The organism is Chitinophaga cymbidii (assembly GCF_007992715.1).
Classification (GTDB): Bacteria; Bacteroidota; Bacteroidia; order Chitinophagales; family Chitinophagaceae; genus Chitinophaga; species Chitinophaga cymbidii.
Genome location: NZ_BKAU01000001.1, coordinates 1,633,308 through 1,649,697 on the forward strand (window position 1 = coordinate 1,633,308; position 16,390 = coordinate 1,649,697).

Annotated in this window: 14 protein-coding genes; 6 read left to right on the forward strand and 8 right to left on the reverse strand. The window is 51.4% G+C overall.

The window, feature by feature from the left end:
• Position 1: 1 nt before the first annotated feature.
• The 6 genes from CCY01nite_RS06545 to CCY01nite_RS06570 all read right to left on the reverse strand — a co-directional run bounded on the left by CCY01nite_RS06545 (position 2) and on the right by CCY01nite_RS06570 (position 9,113).
• The gene (locus tag CCY01nite_RS06545; RefSeq protein ID WP_146858933.1) at positions 2-1,660 is read right to left on the reverse strand and encodes an FAD-dependent oxidoreductase; all 1,659 of its coding nucleotides are present in this window, start codon (positions 1,658-1,660) and stop codon (positions 2-4) included.
• 95 nt (positions 1,661-1,755) lie between these two features.
• Positions 1,756-3,333 carry a RagB/SusD family nutrient uptake outer membrane protein gene (locus CCY01nite_RS06550; RefSeq protein ID WP_146858935.1) on the reverse strand — a complete coding sequence of 526 codons (1,578 nt, stop codon included), beginning with the start codon at positions 3,331-3,333 and terminating at the stop codon, positions 1,756-1,758.
• Between the two features lie 12 nt (positions 3,334-3,345).
• The gene (locus CCY01nite_RS06555; RefSeq protein ID WP_222614320.1) at positions 3,346-6,579 is read right to left on the reverse strand and encodes a SusC/RagA family TonB-linked outer membrane protein; all 3,234 of its coding nucleotides are present in this window, start codon (positions 6,577-6,579) and stop codon (positions 3,346-3,348) included.
• 248 nt (positions 6,580-6,827) lie between these two features.
• The gene (locus CCY01nite_RS06560) at positions 6,828-8,027 is read right to left on the reverse strand and encodes a FecR family protein (RefSeq protein ID WP_146858939.1); all 1,200 of its coding nucleotides are present in this window, start codon (positions 8,025-8,027) and stop codon (positions 6,828-6,830) included.
• An 83-nt stretch (positions 8,028-8,110) separates the two neighbouring features.
• Positions 8,111-8,680: an RNA polymerase sigma factor gene (locus tag CCY01nite_RS06565; protein WP_146858941.1), complete on the reverse strand. Its 570-nt coding sequence runs from the start codon at positions 8,678-8,680 to the stop codon at positions 8,111-8,113.
• An 82-nt stretch (positions 8,681-8,762) separates the two neighbouring features.
• Positions 8,763-9,113: a hypothetical protein gene (locus tag CCY01nite_RS06570; protein ID WP_146858943.1), complete on the reverse strand. Its 351-nt coding sequence runs from the start codon at positions 9,111-9,113 to the stop codon at positions 8,763-8,765.
• A gap of 439 nt (positions 9,114-9,552) precedes the next feature.
• Between CCY01nite_RS06570 and CCY01nite_RS06575 the strand changes: the two genes are divergently transcribed.
• The 4 genes from CCY01nite_RS06575 to CCY01nite_RS06590 all read left to right on the forward strand — a co-directional run bounded on the left by CCY01nite_RS06575 (position 9,553) and on the right by CCY01nite_RS06590 (position 12,780).
• Positions 9,553-10,362: a hypothetical protein gene (locus tag CCY01nite_RS06575; RefSeq protein WP_186830933.1), complete on the forward strand. Its 810-nt coding sequence runs from the start codon at positions 9,553-9,555 to the stop codon at positions 10,360-10,362.
• Between the two features lie 326 nt (positions 10,363-10,688).
• Entirely contained in the window at positions 10,689-11,189 is a 501-nt protein-coding gene (locus CCY01nite_RS06580; RefSeq protein ID WP_146858944.1) for a DUF1648 domain-containing protein, read from the forward strand.
• Positions 11,190-11,210: 21 nt separating this feature from the next.
• Positions 11,211-12,038 (forward strand): formyltetrahydrofolate deformylase, encoded by an 828-nt coding sequence (purU, locus tag CCY01nite_RS06585; RefSeq protein WP_146858946.1) that lies wholly within the window; start codon positions 11,211-11,213, stop codon positions 12,036-12,038.
• Between the two features lies 1 nt (position 12,039).
• Positions 12,040-12,780 (forward strand): SDR family oxidoreductase, encoded by a 741-nt coding sequence (locus CCY01nite_RS06590; protein ID WP_186830934.1) that lies wholly within the window; start codon positions 12,040-12,042, stop codon positions 12,778-12,780.
• On the opposite strand, the gene CCY01nite_RS26590 is transcribed toward CCY01nite_RS06590, so the two are convergent.
• Together CCY01nite_RS26590 and CCY01nite_RS06600 are read right to left on the reverse strand one after the other, a co-directional pair.
• Positions 12,781-13,062, reverse strand: a complete 282-nt coding sequence (locus CCY01nite_RS26590) for a hypothetical protein (protein WP_186830935.1) — start codon at positions 13,060-13,062, stop codon at positions 12,781-12,783.
• A gap of 53 nt (positions 13,063-13,115) precedes the next feature.
• On the reverse strand, positions 13,116-14,420 hold the full coding sequence (locus CCY01nite_RS06600) for a histidine kinase (protein ID WP_146858950.1): 1,305 nt from the start codon (positions 14,418-14,420) through the stop codon (positions 13,116-13,118).
• A gap of 52 nt (positions 14,421-14,472) precedes the next feature.
• Between CCY01nite_RS06600 and CCY01nite_RS06605 the strand changes: the two genes are divergently transcribed.
• Together CCY01nite_RS06605 and CCY01nite_RS06610 are read left to right on the forward strand one after the other, a co-directional pair.
• The gene (locus tag CCY01nite_RS06605) at positions 14,473-15,501 is read left to right on the forward strand and encodes a phenylalanine--tRNA ligase subunit alpha (protein ID WP_146858951.1); all 1,029 of its coding nucleotides are present in this window, start codon (positions 14,473-14,475) and stop codon (positions 15,499-15,501) included.
• Positions 15,502-15,511: 10 nt separating this feature from the next.
• Complete coding sequence (locus CCY01nite_RS06610; protein WP_146858953.1) at positions 15,512-16,354, forward strand: 3-hydroxyacyl-CoA dehydrogenase NAD-binding domain-containing protein; 843 nt, start codon at positions 15,512-15,514, stop codon at positions 16,352-16,354.
• Positions 16,355-16,390 lie beyond the last annotated feature (36 nt).

Sequence of the window (16,390 nt, forward strand, 5' to 3'; positions counted from 1 at the left end):
GCTATTTTGATTTTGCGTTAATCTCTATTATCTGGTTAAGCGCATGCAGCCGGGGCGCCAACTCGTTGTAAGGAATGTCCTGAACGGCCATATTCCCGTCAATTGCCATAGCAGCGGCAACGGCCGCAGACTGGCCTAAGACCATATAAACCGGTTCCATCCTGATGCTGCTATACGCCACATGTGAAGCAGATAAGCAGACGGGCACGAGGAGGTTCCCGCATTCATTCCGCTTCGGCGTAATGGACAAATAATTGACAGGGTACGGCGTGGTGGCCTGAAAGATCGTTCCCTCGTACCGCAGCTTCCCTTCCTCATCCACCACTTTCGAAACATAATGGCAATCCAGGGCATAAGTGCCGATACCGATGGAATTGGGTGCGGCAGTCCGGTCCTCCTTTACGACATTCTTTTCCGACATCACAAATTCACCCACCATTCTTCTGGCTTCCCGCACATAAATATGGTTAGGGAAATTTCCGTTGTCCTCAAATTCATCTTTCGGCAAGCCCCAGTCTTTCATTTCGTCTCTGATATGTTGCGGGACCCTGGGGTCATGTTCCAGCAGCCATAACATACCAAGCGCATAATTTTTGTGCTGTTCTTCTATATCACCTCTTTTTTTATACCCAGCCTCCGCATAATCGTAACTGGCACCGAAGAAATCCAGGTGGTTCGTATCCGTTTTCCGGTTGGGCATCGGCGTTAAAGTGATTATTTTCTGAAGCGTCATGGCCGGGTTCAGGTTAATATGCCGTACTAGCACTTCATACAGGGAAGGATCATAGTTTTCAGGTTTGGTTATCTTGATTCTATTGGCAGGATCATCCGTGAGTGTAAGGCGGTAGCAATAGGCCTGCACCTTTTTATCTTGCGTACCCTGCGCACCCTGTACTTTTTTATCTATATAAGGCAGAAGGCCCGATTTCGGATAGCCCGATTTCCGGTAGGGGCTCACTTCGCTAAGATTAGTCCCCATGTTATAGTTAACACGGTAGCCGTTGAGGGTTTCATCGTATGTTTTATTATCTTCTCTTCCAACCATATAAGAAACACCGGCAGCCGCGAGCAGGTCGCCTTCATAAGAAGCATCGATGAATACCCTGGCGCTCACGGTTTTACCGCTTTCCAGCGTGATCCTGCTGATCTGAAGATCGTTCTTCTTTACGCCTTTTTTACGTTTCAAACGTTCATGCTGCCACAGCGTTACACCGGCCTCTTTCAGCATATCCAGCATGATGCGTTCCGCTACTTTGGATTCATACACCCATTGCATTTTGCGCTCATCATTCTTACCGGTGTAGGTCCTTTTCCTGGATTTTATAAAGAATTCCTCCCGGTTTTGGTTCTTCCAGACTTCGGGGTTTAAATAGTAGGCGTATATTTTCTGATAAAATTCGCGGGCAAGTCCGCCCACCATGTCATTGCGGTTCATATCGGTAGCGGTAAGGCCTGATGTGACCAATCCGCCGACATGCTGGTTTTTCGAGATCAGCACAACGCTTTTTCCAAGCCGCGCGCTTTGTATTGCCGCCATTACGCCGGCCGCGGATTCACCATATACGCAGATATCAAAAGAATTTTCCCGGCTCTCTCCGTACATATTGCTTGTGGCCATTACCATCCACAAGAAAAGCAACGATTTAACGAATCTGTTCATGAGTTATTTTTAAAGTGAATTTTGTCTATGTCAGGCAAAAGCATTCCAGCGCCTTATGGAAAAGCATCCGGCGCCCATGCGTCAAAAGTTTTGTTCTAATTATATCCCGGGTTCTGAGGGAAATTTTCAGCGCCCATGTTGATGACCTCGGTCTCGGGTATGGGCCATCGTATGAAATGTGGGTTAGCCGGCAGGTTTGTTCTACCCGGCAAAGAGCTGCTTATCTCAGCATCACCGGCATAGCTGGCCACTTGTGAGATGAGTATTCCCAGTCTTTTCAGGAAGTACCAACGGTCGCCTTCAAATGCCAGCTCGCGGGCCTGTTCATCGATGATGTTCTTCAACGACAATGTGCCGGTAAAGGTGGCGTTACCCGCCCGTTCCCAGGTTTCATTGAAATATTTTTTCGCCAGCGTCTGATCACTCTTCATCAAAGCGGCTTCAGCGCCCATGATGTAGGTTTCCGCCAGGCGATAAAGAATAATATCCTTATAACTCCTGGTTTCCGAAGCCGCCCTTGTCCAGATATCGCCGTGTTTAATACAGCCGGGGTACACGAACCGGTTCTTTGTGCCGTTCTTGTAAAGCGGGAAATAAGCGCCCGGCTGAACCGTTACGGCGCCATAAGGTTTAGGATCGGGCGTAGTATTTTTATACTGGTGTATATAAAAACTTTTGTAGCGGGCATCATTGGCGGTATCATACAGCGAGAACAGGTAGGGGTTTGGCAAGCACCGGCCGTAAGTATAGCCCCAGTTGTCAAAACTACAGGAATACTCCGACGTACCTCCTATCTCCTGGCGATAGGAAGCTACATAGAACGCGGCGAAATGGTTTCCTTTCGGAGTGCCGTCAGAAAGGTTCCCTCCCGGATTTCTGCTCCATTGCTGTACCATCAATGCTTCTTTATGATTGAGATCAGCCGCGTTAAAAATGCTCTCCAGCGGCTCCAGGTCGTACTTGCCTGACTGGTCAATTTCGTTCACCTGATCCAGCACCTCATCCCAATCCTTTTTCCAGAGCGCCGCTTTCGCTTTGATGTGCCTTGCCGCGGCCTGGTTGAACCGGCCGGGTTCCGAAGATATCCAGGGCAGGTTCTCTATACTGTAATCCAGGTCTTCATACAGCAGGTTAAACACTTCTTCATTGGTGGCCGCTTTATAATCCTTGGGAAAGTCAACATTTTCCCAGGTGGTGGGCTCCGTATTCAGCCATATCCGGTCAAATGTGCGGTAAAGAAGGAAATAGGATTGCGCCCTGAAACATTTTGCTTCGGCGATCGTGGCCCTCAGCGCATCGGTTTGCTCCAGCTTTTCACCCGCGTAAATTATTTCATTCGCCTTTCCGATGATCTGGTACATGGTCCTCCACATGAAGGCCACCTGGGCGGAAGAAGGTCTGAGAAAGTTCGGATCATAGGTTCCAAAATAATTCCCTGTTCCCCCGTTGGTTACCACCAGGTCCGTAGCTCTTTCCAATGCGAAAATGGTAGCATCGTCATTAGCATAATAGCGTTGTAATGTATAGAGCGCATTCACGGCTAACTTCAAACCGCCTTCACTGCTGTAAATATATTCGGCAGAGTATCTTGTTTTGTTCTCTTCTTCCAGCATTTTGGTGCAGGAAGTGACTACCACTGTGAACAATATAACGATCAGTATTTTATACTTCATGGCTTATACGTATTAGAATGAGCAATTAAGGCCAAACAACAGGGTTCTTGGTTCCGGATAATCGCCGGGGTTCTGTTCAGGCCCATAGCCCTGTACATCTGTAAGGGTCCAGACATTACTGGCGGTGAAAAACAACTTCAGGTTACTGAGTTTCAACCTGCTGACCGCCTTTTCGGGCACATTGTAAGAAAGAGAAACACTGCGGAGCCTTATGTAGTCGGCTTTTTCATAAGCCAGGGAAGTCAAAAAAGCGGGCTGTTGCACAAAATCGGGCGCCGGCGCTTCATTGGAGGGGTTATGCACCGTCCAGTAGTTGCGCCTGATCCCGTTTCGTTTACCGGTAAGATCGCCGCCGGTTTCAAAAGTGGCGAGGTAAGCATTGTACAAATACCCGCCATGCAAGCCATTAATATCCAGGGAAAGACTAAAGTTCCTGTACTCAAAGCTGGTAATAAAAGCGCTGATCAGTTTAGGATCTCTTCTTATAATGTGGCGGTCGTCTACAGAGATCACTTTGTCGCCGTTGAGATCGCTCACCCGGATGCTCCCGGGCGCGGCAGTTGGCATGGCCGATCCGGCGATGTCATCATCCAGTTGCCAGATACCATCGAACTGGTAATCATAATACACGTTCATGGACTGGCCAATGAACCATCTGTTGTTCAGGTCATTTACAGGATTGCCCTGCGGATCCACTGCGCCGTTGATCCTTTCGATCCTGTTCCTGTTGGTAGAAAAGTTCAGCCCAACGTTCCAGGTAAAATCTTTATTCCTTACCGGAACCGCATTCAACGAAAATTCTATCCCTTTATTCCGCACACGGCCAAGGTTTACCAATTGACTGGCATACCCGGAAGTGGTAGACAGCGATTTTTCCACGAGCAGGTCCGTTGTTCTGGTGTCATAAAACTCCACTGAACCGTAAATCCGGTTTTTGAAAAAGCCGTAATCAACCCCTAAATTGGCGGAGGTGGACGTTTCCCACTTCAGGTTCGGGTTCGTCAGTTCCGAATTAGGCAGGTACCCCACCGCGGTCTGGTCTCCAAACTCGGTCAGGTATTTATCGGCCAGTCCCAATGTAGTGTAGGGGCTGATGCCCTGGTTGCCCACCTGGCCATAACTCACGCGGAGTTTCAGGTCAGATATCCATTCACTGCCGGCCATAAAATCCTCGCTGTTGATCCGCCAGGCTACTGCGGCTGACGGGAAGTACCCATATTTATTATTGGCGCCGAAAACGGAGGACCCGTCCACACGCATAGCCAATGTGAGCATGTATTTGCTATCGAAGTTATAGCGGCCCCTGACCAGGTAGGAAAGCAGTTTCCTGTCGGAGAACTCATATACGGGCACTGCGTGGGAAAGCGCCGAAGCAATGGCATGATACGCCAGGTCATCGTTAGCGAAACCAAAGCCCGTATTACCGGTCCGTTTCCACTGAATCCCGTTCAGGCTGGCCATGGCGGTGCCATCCAGGTGGTGCTTTCCTATATCCTTTGTATAGTTAAGAATATTCTCCACCAGGTAATCCGTGTAAGTGCTCTGTGCCACCGTTGCCCGTCCGCCATTGTTCCTGCCTACCGTATGATCGATACCGAGGTAGGCGTTTTCCTGAACGTTTCTTGTATTTATGCTTGCATTAAGGCGGTACGACAAGCCTTTTACAATCTTCCAGTCCGCGATAAAATTCAAATTAAGCCGGTCGGTGATGGTAAGATTTTTTGCGTGCTGGTTGTTCCACAAAGGGTTAAAATGGGATTCCCCCGCTTCTGTTACATCTTCCCGCAGCGAACCATCGCTGTTGTACACTTCGGCCAGGGGAGGCATGGTAATGAAAGAATTGAAGGTCCCGTCCGCAATTTTCCGGTCCGACCGGGTATAGGCGATATTTGCCCCCAGGGATATCTTTTCAGATAATTTCTGATCTACATTAAGCCTGCCCGTAAACCTTCTGAAGTTAGACGATGGAACAATCCCGTCCTGGAAAAAATGTCCGAGGGACAGTGCATATTTTGTTTTATCGTTTCCCGATTGTATCAGTACATCATTCTTGTTTTGCCATGCCGGACTCAGCATCACCTCTTCCCAGTCGATATATTTCTTTGAATGGTATACATCTTTCATCAACCCTCTGAGCGCTTCATCTTCATTATAGTAGCCATATGCATTGTAGAACGCTTCTTTTCTGTAGGCCGCCCACTGCTCTCCGTCATAAAACTCAAAGTTCCTGTACAGGTTCTGCACGCCGGCATAAGTGTTCACATTTACTTTCGTTTTCCCGGAAATCCCTCTTTTGGTGGTGATGAGAATTACGCCATTGGCAGCCCTGGCGCCGTAGATCGATTGGGCGGAGGCATCTTTAAGTATCTCTACGGAAGCTACATCGTTCGCGTTGACATCGTCAATGCTGGCAGTAGGAACACCGTCCACAATATATAACGGATCATTCCCCGCGGACAGTGAGCGCCTGCCCCTGATAAGGATACTGGACGTACCTCCCGGCGCTGCGCTCCCCATCGTAACCTGGAGCCCTGGTGCGGCCCCGCGCAGCATTTCGCTGATGCTGGTTGTAGGCATTTTATTCAACTGTTCCGCTTTCACAGAAGAAATAGCGCCGGTAACATTCGCCCTGGTTTGCGTTCCGTAACCTACCACCACTACTTCATTCAGACCGCTTATTGCCACTTTCATGGTTACGTTGAGCGTATCCCGGGAACCGGCGGCCTGCTCCCTGGGCTCGAACCCGACCATGCTGAACAGCAATACCGCCTTGTCGTCCTGCACCGCGATGCGGTAACGGCCTTCTTCATCGGTATTGGTAGCCTTCATGCTGCCCTTTATGACAACGGTTACGCCGATAAGCGGCATTCCGGCCTCATCCGTCACCTTGCCGGAAACAGTGCGTTCCTGTTGAAAAGGGTCCGGGATATCCAGGCCCGGCACGCCGGCTGTACGCCGGGCGGGCCGCAGCACGATGGTCTGCTCCGTTATGACCCATTCCAGTCCGAGGTCACGGGTCAACACATCCATCGCTTTTTGGAGCGGTACGTTTTTGATGCTGGCGTTTACGCGCATCCCGGCCAGTTTTTCCCCTTTCAGGAAAAACAGGTACCCGGTTTGTTCCTGTATACGCTCCATTACCCTGGTCAGGGGCAAATCACGGGCATTCAAAGTAACAGTCTGTGCGTGACTTGCCGCGGCTGCCTGCAGTACGGTGATGAACGTCAGGAAAACTGCTAATTTCATAATTGACAATAGTCGGTTGATCAAGGGCATGGAACTGCCTTTGACACGTGGAAACAAAATCATACCTTCGTACGGTTGGATTACGTTAAAGAATTGATTGATTCGGTAGCTGTTTTGCAGCTATATAGCGGCATCCAATAATGACCGGACGGTGGCTCTAACACTTTCCGGTTTTCTTCTGGATGATCTTTCCGCCAGCCTTTTAAGTTTTGGTTGTCTTCATCATAACGTTGTTTGGTTTACTATATTCATGGCATAACGATCACCCGGTAAGCGGTGCCATTGTTTTCAATCCTGAAATGTACATTTCCCTCTTTAAGGATATCAAGTACCCCGGCCAGCGAATTGCTCCTGCTGATTTTTCCGTAAAACGGGGTAGGTGGAATATTGCCTTCATAAATAACGTCCACATCATACCAGCGGCTCAACTGCCGCATTGCTTCCCGCAATTCAGTGCCGTTGAATGTAAAATACCCTTCTTTCCAACTGGTATATGCAGCAACATCTACTTCAGCTACACTGATCTGCTTGCCGGAAACAACGCTTTGCTGGCCTGGTTTTAGAACGGCGGATGCCGTATTCTGCGCAGCGCCCACCCGCACGCTGCCTTCCACCAGTGTTGTTTTTGCCGCTGTTTCGTCTGCGTATGCCGCTATGTTGAACTGTGTGCCAAGGACCTCAACGGACTGGCTCCTGGTCCTGACGATGAACGGGACCTTCCGTGAAGGCCCGGAGTTTCCCGATGCCCGTTGTACGGGAGCGCGTATTTCCGAAACTTCAAAATATGCTTCCCCTGCCAGTTCCACGATGCGTTCACTATCACTGAACCGGCTTGGATAGGTTAAGGTGGATGCCGTGTTAAGCCATACCCTTGTGCCATCCGGGAGGGTCACCCGGTAGGTGCTGCCTTTCGGGATAGCGAGGGTCAGCCGCTGCGAAACAGCCGAAGCGTTTTGAGTTGCCGCGCCAGCTCCGTGGCCGGGCGATTGCCCGTTTGTGCCTGGAACCGTAGTGCCGTCTGTGTACTTCACCTCGTCACCCATAACAATGCCGCCTTGCGTATCGCTCAATTTCACAATGCTCCCGTCTGGCAGTGTCAGCGTAGCAGTGTTGCCTCCCGGCAATACATCGGCTGTTTCCCGGCGAAGTCCCTGCTTGCCGCTATTCATCCGTGAATAAGTCCAGATGGCGGCGGATACCACGAAAATCAGCATTGCGGCGTAGGGCAGCCATCTGCGGAAGACAGTTGCCTTCAGGTCTTGTTTCCGCATGCTGCTTTCAAGACGTAATCTGATATCAAGCAGGTCATCCAGCAGTTCGACATCGCTCAGGTCCGGCGGGCCGGCAGCACCATGCAATATCCAGCTTTCTACCAGCTGCCGTTCGGATTCCGTACAATCTCCCGAGCGGTAACGGATCAATAAATCTCTGGCGGAGCTTCTGTCCATATTTAATTTTCTCCAGGCTTTTGCCTTTGATAGAGAAAAGACAGGTTAGCAGGGTCCAGGGGTTAGCGTTTTTTGAAAAAAAATCAGAATACCATGAAAAACAGGTTGCCAAGCCTTGCCTTCAACAGCTTTAATGCAGTGTGCATGTGGCTTTTCACCGTTTCCTCGGAGATGCCTAACTTTTCGGCTATCTCCCTGCGGGTAAGCGAGCTTTGCCGGCTAAGTTCAAATATCTCGCGGGTGCGGGGCTGAAGGTTGCTGATCTCCCGCTGAATAAACGTTTGAAGATCATTATAACGTGCCAGGTAGTCGGCGGACTGATGATCGGCCTGCCCGATGTAGGAAAGAAAGGAATCAATGTACCGGGAAGCGACCTGCTGATGGGCTATGAGGTTGATGATGCGATTGCGGACGGCTGTGTAGAGATAAACGGAAAGACGGCCGGTGATCGCCAGCCGCGAATGATCGGCCCAAAGCCTGAGGAATAGTTCATGCACGATATCCTTGGCTTCTTCGCGGTCTTTCAGACGATTATAGGCAAATATATATAGAAGACCATTGTAGCGGTTGTATATCTCGGCATAAGCTTCCTTGTCACCTTTCTGCAGCAAAGGGACCAATACTTCGTCCGTGTACGTGGAATATTCAGCCATCTTGTTTTCCCCCCGGCTAATGTAACAAATTTGGGAGAATAAAGTGCCTGATAGGGCAATATCGGAAGCACGGTATTACCTGTTACCGACAGAGGCTTCCATGAAAATGATAGGTACAATCAAACGGACACAAAGGATCAATACCCGGCGCCTTTAAAACTTTCATCAGCAGCTTTATGCGTATGACATCTCCGGATTCCACAGGTTCAACATCCTGCTCCTCTCTCGTTAAAGTAACATAGGTGCCGACCGCCACCTCGGCCTCGGGGCTTTCCTCCACCCGGAAAACATTGGAAGAGCATTCCCTGTTGTTCTCATCATACGCATGCACAACCTTTAACTTAAAACATTGGGAGATTTTATTGTCTTTTTTACATCCGGTAAATGAAAGGAGCAATAACGCCGTGACGATTGGAATGATATATTTAGTCATATAGGGAAAATGATAAACCCTTTCACAACGATTCTTCATGTTCTTATCAAGTCGGCATCCGGTCCCTTTAAAGCTCACAAAACATCCGATTGCGGCTCAAATTAAGTGTAAATTGAGCCGCATTTACAATTCATTTGAGCTTGAAAAGGAAATCTTTTTGCTGAAAGGACGTGTGCCACTGAAAAGAGCCAGCGCTTGTTTGACGTCGAAAACAGATTACCATCCCCTTACACGCCAATATGAAACGAAAGGAAGTGTAATTGTTCCCTTGCTAGAGCTGAAAAACAACACGGTTAAATATCTGCCATTTACCGCTTGCCAGTAAATCCGCAGCTTCCTCGTTAATATTCTGTTTACCTTTTTGAATCTTCCCGGTTCTCCCGGCCCAACCTTCTCCGGAAATAAGCGTTATATTCATGTATCAACAAAATCGCACCCCATGGCAAAACAAACTTCTTTGTTCACCTTTTCAGGAAAAGCCGGCAACATGATCGGTTACTACCGGGACGGTAAACATTACTTCCGCAGCATGCCGGAGACCGTCCGGCAGACCACGGCCACCCGCCGCGCGGCACAGCGCTTCGGCGCGGCCAGCAGTAAAGGCAGACTCATCCGCAGGGCGTTTGCGAATGACCTTGATGTCCGTTGCGATGGTGGCCATATCAACCGCCTGAACAAAACGATCATCAAAGGCGGCATCCGCAACACCGAAGCTATCGCAGGCTTCCGCTTTAACCAGCATACGGGAACAGACCGCTTCTTTACCGTAGCGCCCACGCTTTCTGAAGATGGCATACTGCATATTCCCCCGCAGGCGCTGCCGCAGTGCAGGGGCATCTCCACGCTGGAGGTCAAAGTGATCGCCACCCGCATCCATTTCGGGGAGCGCCGGGTAACGGGCACTGAAACCGCCATGATCCTGCTGGATATCCGCGAGGCATTCGCAGGCGCAGCATTGAATGTAGATGTACCCGGCAAGGGAACGTTGATCGTGGCCTTGCAGGTGAGAGGCATGTGCGGCGATAGGGCGTCCTTCAACAGGAAGTACCTGGCCGCTGATATCATTGCCGTGCAGGAACCGCAGACAAAACAGGTCTTCCACAAACCTGAACACCAGCAACAAGCGATGCTGCAGCAGCGGCTGCAATCGCTGGCAGTCACTGCGCAGCAGCAGGCAATATCTTCCACACACCAGGCAACGCAACGCCAGAAAATGGCAGCCTCCCCGCCCGTCATCCAACGGGAATAAGCCATTCCCCGCCAGCGGATGCATTTTGTTGAGTTAATTATCCATTGAACGTTTACCCTCCCACACTACATTTTCAATCAATTTTCCACAAGCGCCTGTTCTTGTGAAGGGCTTACTATTGCCCGGATATCCTGCGCACCAGATTTTTCAAACTTACATCAATTGCAGACCATCTCCGCATCAAGTCCACCTTGCCCAGTGTGATCCTTCGGTGATCACATAGCGATCCGATAGCTATACCAGTATTATAAACCCCGACTCCCCCAAAAACTTCATCTGCTCTGTCTTAATTTTAGTCGTAATTTAATGTAATTGATACTCTACTAATGAACACCAATCCCCGCCTCCAACTCAAACCTTCATCCCTGGACCAGCTCCTGGAAACAACCGCATGGATTACCCTCGTATCCCTCTGGGCCATCACGCTATACCACTACTCCAACCTCCCGGATTCCATCCCCACACATTACAACCTGGAAGGGCGGCCGGACAGTTATGGCAGGAAAGCCACGCTGCTCCTGCTTCCAATTATAGGCACGGCGATCTCTGCCATCTTCACGCTGCTGCATAAATATGAGATTGTCTTCCTCCTGCCCGGTAAGGTAACGAAAGACAGTAACCCGAAACAACATGCTCTCGCCACCCGCTCCCTACGCATCTTCAAACTCGGCATCCTTATCAATTTCCTGGTGATCACCTGGAACACGATCTCCATCGCAACAGGGCAAACAAACGGAATAGGATGGTGGCTGCCGGTTTCGGCGATCTGCTTTATGGTGCTGCCCACCGCTTACTTCATCGTCAGGGCGGTGCAGCTCAGCAAATAAACCATTATCTTCATTCCCGCTATGATCATCCTTATCCAATCTATCGACCGGGTGGGCCTTGTGGCCGCGATCTCGGGCATCACCGCCAAACATGGCCACAACATTGTTTCCCTGCGCGAGCATGTGGACAAAGTGGAGAACCGCTTTTTCATGCGCATCGAAACGGAAAGCGAAACCGCGGCTGCTCCCCTCGAAGCAGAAATAAGGGCCGTATTGCCGCAGGACGCCATTGTCACCATCAACCCGCAACCGGAAAAGAAGATCGTGGTAATGGTCACCAAAGAATATCACTGCCTCGCGGACATTCTCGTGCGAAATTATTTCAGGACGCTGGGCGCTTCGGTGCAATGCGTCATCGGCAACCACAGCGTGCTCGAAAACATCTGCGCCCGTTTTGATGTGCCGTTTCACCTCGTGTCGCATGAGGAACACGACAAACAAACCTTCGAAAACAAGCTGGCGCAGATCATCGGCGAACATCAGCCGGATTACATTGTGCTGGCGAAGTTCATGCGTATTTTATCGCCGGCCTTTGTGAAACAGTTCCCGATGCGCATCATCAACATCCATCATTCTTTCCTGCCGGCATTCGCGGGCGCGCATCCATACCGCAAGGCGTTTGAAAGAGGCGTGAAGCTGATCGGCGCTACCTCTCATTTTGTAACGGATGAGCTGGACGAAGGACCGATCATTGCGCAGCAGGTGATACCCGTGAACCACTCTTTTACGGCGTCTGGCATGATGAAAGCGGGACAGGAAATTGAAGTTTCCGTGCTGGCGCGGGCGTTGCGGCTGGTGTTCACCGACCGTGTGTTTGTGTATGAAAATAAAACGGTCGTATTTGAATGATATGAAAACGATCCTTATAACAGGCGCCAGCCGCGGCATTGGCGCCGCTACCGCTATCCTTGCCGCACAGCGGGGATACCAGGTATGCATCAACTATCACCGCAACAGTGAAGCCGCGGAAGAAGTGGCTGCCGCCATCCGCGCACAGGGCGGAACGGCCTTCCTGCTGCAGGGGGATGTGGGGAAAGAAGAGGATGTGCAACGCATCTTCCGGGCGGTAGACAAGATCGGGCCGCTGCATGCGCTGGTGAACAACGTTGGCGTGCTGGAAAAACAGGTACGGGTTGAATCCATTGATGCAGAACGCCTGCACCGTATCCTGACAACGAATGTGATCAGCTGCTTTATCTGCTCCCGTGAGGCCGTCCGCCGGATGTCTGTCAAACACGGCGGGCAGGGCGGCGCCATTGTAAATGTATCTTCCATTGCAGCGCGCACCGGCTCGCCGGGCGAGTATGTGGATTACGCCGCATCGAAAGGCGCGATGGACGTGCTGACCACCGGCCTCTCGAAAGAAGTCGCGGATGAAGGCATTCGCGTGAACGGCGTACGCCCGGGATTTATTTATACAGATATCCATGCCAGCGGCGGTGAGCCGGGGCGGGTGGACAGACTGAAAGATGCAATACCCATGAAGCGCGGCGGCAAAGCCGAAGAAGTGGCCGAAGCGATATTGTGGCTACTGTCTGACGCAGCATCTTTCTCAACAGGCACTTTCATCGACATTACCGGCGGGCGGTGATCATTCTTTCTTTTGAAGGGGTGGCGGAGGAGGTAGTGGCATGCGTTCCACTTTCGGAGGTGGCGGAGGAGGTGGAGGCGGAGCTTTAGCGGCGGTTTTCTTCATGGCGGAAGGAGTGGCGGCTTTTTTAATGATGGAGGTAGTGGCGGTTTTCTTCGTGGCGGAAGGAGCAGCGGCTTTTTTAACAACAGGCGGCGGCGCAACGGCCTCCTTCTTTTGCGCAAGGAGCGGGCCGCTGGCCAGCATGCAGGCGGCCAACAGCAGCGGAATGTTTTTTTGCATAAGGCGGTCTTTACGCAAATAGATGCAGGTACACTTCTTTTCCACAAACTATTTTACACCGCCTCACTGCCGATCTCGAACGCAATGCTCACCTTCGTTCCCTGCGGCGTTCCATCCTCATCATACAGGTCGAACACCCGGATATTAAAAGTGGTATTGAACAGCGCCTTATACAGGTCCACGCGCTCCATGCAAAGGCTCATGCCTTTGGACACATGACCTTCGTCCCGACGCTTGCGCAGCGCCTGATCGCGGCCCACGCCGTTATCCTGTATCTCGCATAACAGCACCGCTTCTTTCAGGCGCCGCCAGTGTATCTGCAGCCGACGGCTTCCTTCCTTGTTCATCAGCCCATGCCAGATCGCATTTTCCAGAAACGGCTGGATGAGCATGCCTGGCACATGATATTCATCCGGATCGATCCCTTCATCTACCAGGATGCTGAATTCAAACGGCTTGCTGGTGCGCAGCGCTTCTATCTTCAGGTAATGCCCCAGCAGCTCCACTTCCTCGCGCAGGGAAATGAAGTTCTTCTCCGAATGCATCAGCACCATGCGCAGCAGCTTGGCGAAGTTGGACAAATAATCGGATGCCTTGTCGATTTCCGAAGCAATGATGCAATGGTAGATGCCGTTCAGGCAATTGAAAAGAAAATGCGGGTTCATCTGGCTCTTCAGCGTTACCAGCCGGAACTCCGCGAGCTGCTTGTGCAGCAGCTGCACTTCCACTTCCTGCCGCCGCGCTTTTTCTTCCATCAGCGTCCGCGCGATCTTGGAGGAGCAGATGGCCGCGATCTTTTCCAGCATCATCAGGTGCCCGGCGTTATAAAAGTACTTACGGGAATGTTCGGAATCTATTACGCCGATCACTTTATTACCGGAATACACCGGCACGGTGATCTCGGAATGCCTTTTTTCATCGTCCACAATATAGCGCGGGTCCTGCGAGGTATCTCCCACGATCTCCGCTTTGCCGTGCAGCGCAACGGAGCCTACGATTCCCTGCCCGAGGGGTATTTCTATCGGATCGCGGATCTCGAAGCGTTCGGGGTTCTTGGGGCCGTAGGCTGCTTTCTGCACCAGCACCCGCCGGTCATCATCGATCAGGTAGATCACACAATCCTCCAGCTGCAGCTGCGAGATACAGTTCTTGGCAACATCCCACAGGATGTCATCCACCGTATTCTTACCAAAAAGGGAAGTAGTAAAGTAGTTAAGCGTAGCCTCTGCCTTGTATTTCCGCCGGTAGCGCACCATCTGCCGGAACAGCAGCGCGGCCAGCAGCAAAGTGGCTATAAGGATAATATAATAGACGGCGGGCATGAACTGCAAGATATGGTGGTGGTATGCATCTCTCAAAATCCGTCCAAAATTTAATCATTTTTCTCCATAGCACGTTATCTTTGTTGCCATGGAGCAGATAGTGCAGCAAATTGAAGCCTATAAACAGGAGATCGCCGCCTTCCAGCCGAAGACGGCGGATGAGCTGGAGCAATACCGTATTAAATTCCTCGGAACGAAAGGCCTGGTAAAAGCCCTTTTCGGGGAGATGAAGTCCGTGCCCAACGAACAAAAGAAGGAGTTCGGGCAGATCCTGAACGCTTTCAAGCAACTGGCGGAAGGCAAATACGAAGAATTTCAGCAATTGAAAGATGAGGGGGCACAGGCTGGCCATGAGCTGGACCTCACCCTTCCCGCGGAACCGCACCGCCTGGGCACCCGTCACCCTATCAGCATCCTCCGCAATAAAGCCATCCGCATCTTTGAACGCCTCGGCTTTACCATCGCCGAAGGACCGGAGATAGAAGACGACTGGCACAACTTCACCGCATTGAACCTCGCGGAGAACCACCCCGCGCGGGACATGCAGGATACGTTTTACGTCAACCACAATCCCGACTGGCTCCTGCGTACCCATACCTCTTCCGTGCAGGCCCGTGTGATGGAACAGGGCAACCTGCCCATCCGCATCATCTGCCCCGGCAGGGTATACCGGAACGAAACCATCAGCGCCCGCGCGCATTGTTTCTTCCACCAGATAGAAGGTCTTTATATCGCGGAAAATGTATCCTTTGCAGACCTGAAGCAAACCCTCTACTACTTTGTACAGGAAATGTTCGGGAAAGATTTCAAAGTACGTTTCCGTCCTTCCTATTTCCCCTTCACCGAACCAAGCGCGGAAATGGATATCTCCTGCCTTATCTGCGGCGGCGAAGGCTGCAACGTCTGCAAGCACACCGGCTGGGTAGAGATCCTGGGCTGCGGCATGGTGCACCCCCAGATATTGGAAAACTGCGGCATCGATTCTAAAAAATACACCGGCTTTGCATTCGGCATCGGCATAGAACGCCTCACCATGCTCAAATACCAGATCAAAGACCTCCGGCTGTTCTCGGAAAACGACCTCCGCTTCCTGAAGCAATTCCAGGGAACGGTATAATCATCTGTACATGATCGAAACAATCGCTGTTTGCGGCGCCGGCACTATGGGCGCCGGCATTGCACAAGTTTCCGCCGCGGCGGGATATTACACTTTACTGTTCGACGCCCGGCGCGAAGCGCTGGACAAAGGCATGGCGCAGATCAAAAAGAACCTTGATACCGCCGCCGCAAAAGGCAAGCTCGAACCCGGCAGGGTCAGCGAAATTTTGTCCAGAGTACGCCCCGTCAACGATGCGCAGGACTGCATCGCCGAGGTGGTCATCGAAGCCATCGTGGAAAGTATCCCCGCCAAGATCGCCCTCTTCAACCAGCTGGCGGAGATCAATCACAGCGACACCATCTTTGCCACCAACACCTCCTCCCTCTCCGTATCGGAGATCGCCAAAGGCATCGTGAACCCCGCCCGCGTAGCCGGCATGCACTTCTTCAACCCGGCGCATCTCATGCAGCTGGTGGAGATCGTCAGCGGCCAGGCCACCAACGACGCCACCGCCAACGCACTGTTCGAACTGGCGCGGGAAATGGGCAAAACGCCTGTCCGTGCAAAAGATGCGCCCGGCTTCATCGTGAACCGCGTAGCGCGGCATTACTACCTGGAAGCCATGCAGATCGCGGAAGAGAATGTGGCCGGCATACAAACGATAGATCGCCTGCTGGAATCAGCCGGTTTCAGGATGGGGCCCTTTGCATTGATGGACCTCATCGGCAATGATGTCAACTACGCCGTTACCCGTTCCTTATATGAAGCATTCGATAAAGCACCCCGCTTCAAACCCGGGCAAATGCAGGCCGACAAAGTGGCGAAAGGTGAGCTGGGCCGCAAAACCGGGAAAGGCTTTTACGACTATTGATTAACACTTTGAATCTCCTACCTTTGTGCCTTCACT

What these genes read in the sequence shown, in the direction of transcription:
- CCY01nite_RS06545 (WP_146858933.1), bottom strand. Translation starts at nt 1,660, where the DNA reads ATGAACAGATTCGTTAAATCGTTGCTTTTCTTGTGGATGGTAATGGCC.
- CCY01nite_RS06550 (WP_146858935.1), bottom strand. Translation starts at nt 3,333, where the DNA reads ATGAAGTATAAAATACTGATCGTTATATTGTTCACAGTGGTAGTCACT.
- CCY01nite_RS06555 (WP_222614320.1), bottom strand. Translation starts at nt 6,579, where the DNA reads ATGAAATTAGCAGTTTTCCTGACGTTCATCACCGTACTGCAGGCAGCC.
- CCY01nite_RS06560 (WP_146858939.1), bottom strand. Translation starts at nt 8,027, where the DNA reads ATGGACAGAAGCTCCGCCAGAGATTTATTGATCCGTTACCGCTCGGGA.
- CCY01nite_RS06565 (WP_146858941.1), bottom strand. Translation starts at nt 8,680, where the DNA reads ATGGCTGAATATTCCACGTACACGGACGAAGTATTGGTCCCTTTGCTG.
- CCY01nite_RS06570 (WP_146858943.1), bottom strand. Translation starts at nt 9,113, where the DNA reads ATGACTAAATATATCATTCCAATCGTCACGGCGTTATTGCTCCTTTCA.
- CCY01nite_RS06575 (WP_186830933.1), top strand. Translation starts at nt 9,553, where the DNA reads ATGGCAAAACAAACTTCTTTGTTCACCTTTTCAGGAAAAGCCGGCAAC.
- CCY01nite_RS06580 (WP_146858944.1), top strand. Translation starts at nt 10,689, where the DNA reads ATGAACACCAATCCCCGCCTCCAACTCAAACCTTCATCCCTGGACCAG.
- purU (WP_146858946.1), top strand. Translation starts at nt 11,211, where the DNA reads ATGATCATCCTTATCCAATCTATCGACCGGGTGGGCCTTGTGGCCGCG.
- CCY01nite_RS06590 (WP_186830934.1), top strand. Translation starts at nt 12,040, where the DNA reads ATGAAAACGATCCTTATAACAGGCGCCAGCCGCGGCATTGGCGCCGCT.
- CCY01nite_RS26590 (WP_186830935.1), bottom strand. Translation starts at nt 13,062, where the DNA reads ATGCAAAAAAACATTCCGCTGCTGTTGGCCGCCTGCATGCTGGCCAGC.
- CCY01nite_RS06605 (WP_146858951.1), top strand. Translation starts at nt 14,473, where the DNA reads ATGGAGCAGATAGTGCAGCAAATTGAAGCCTATAAACAGGAGATCGCC.
- CCY01nite_RS06610 (WP_146858953.1), top strand. Translation starts at nt 15,512, where the DNA reads ATGATCGAAACAATCGCTGTTTGCGGCGCCGGCACTATGGGCGCCGGC.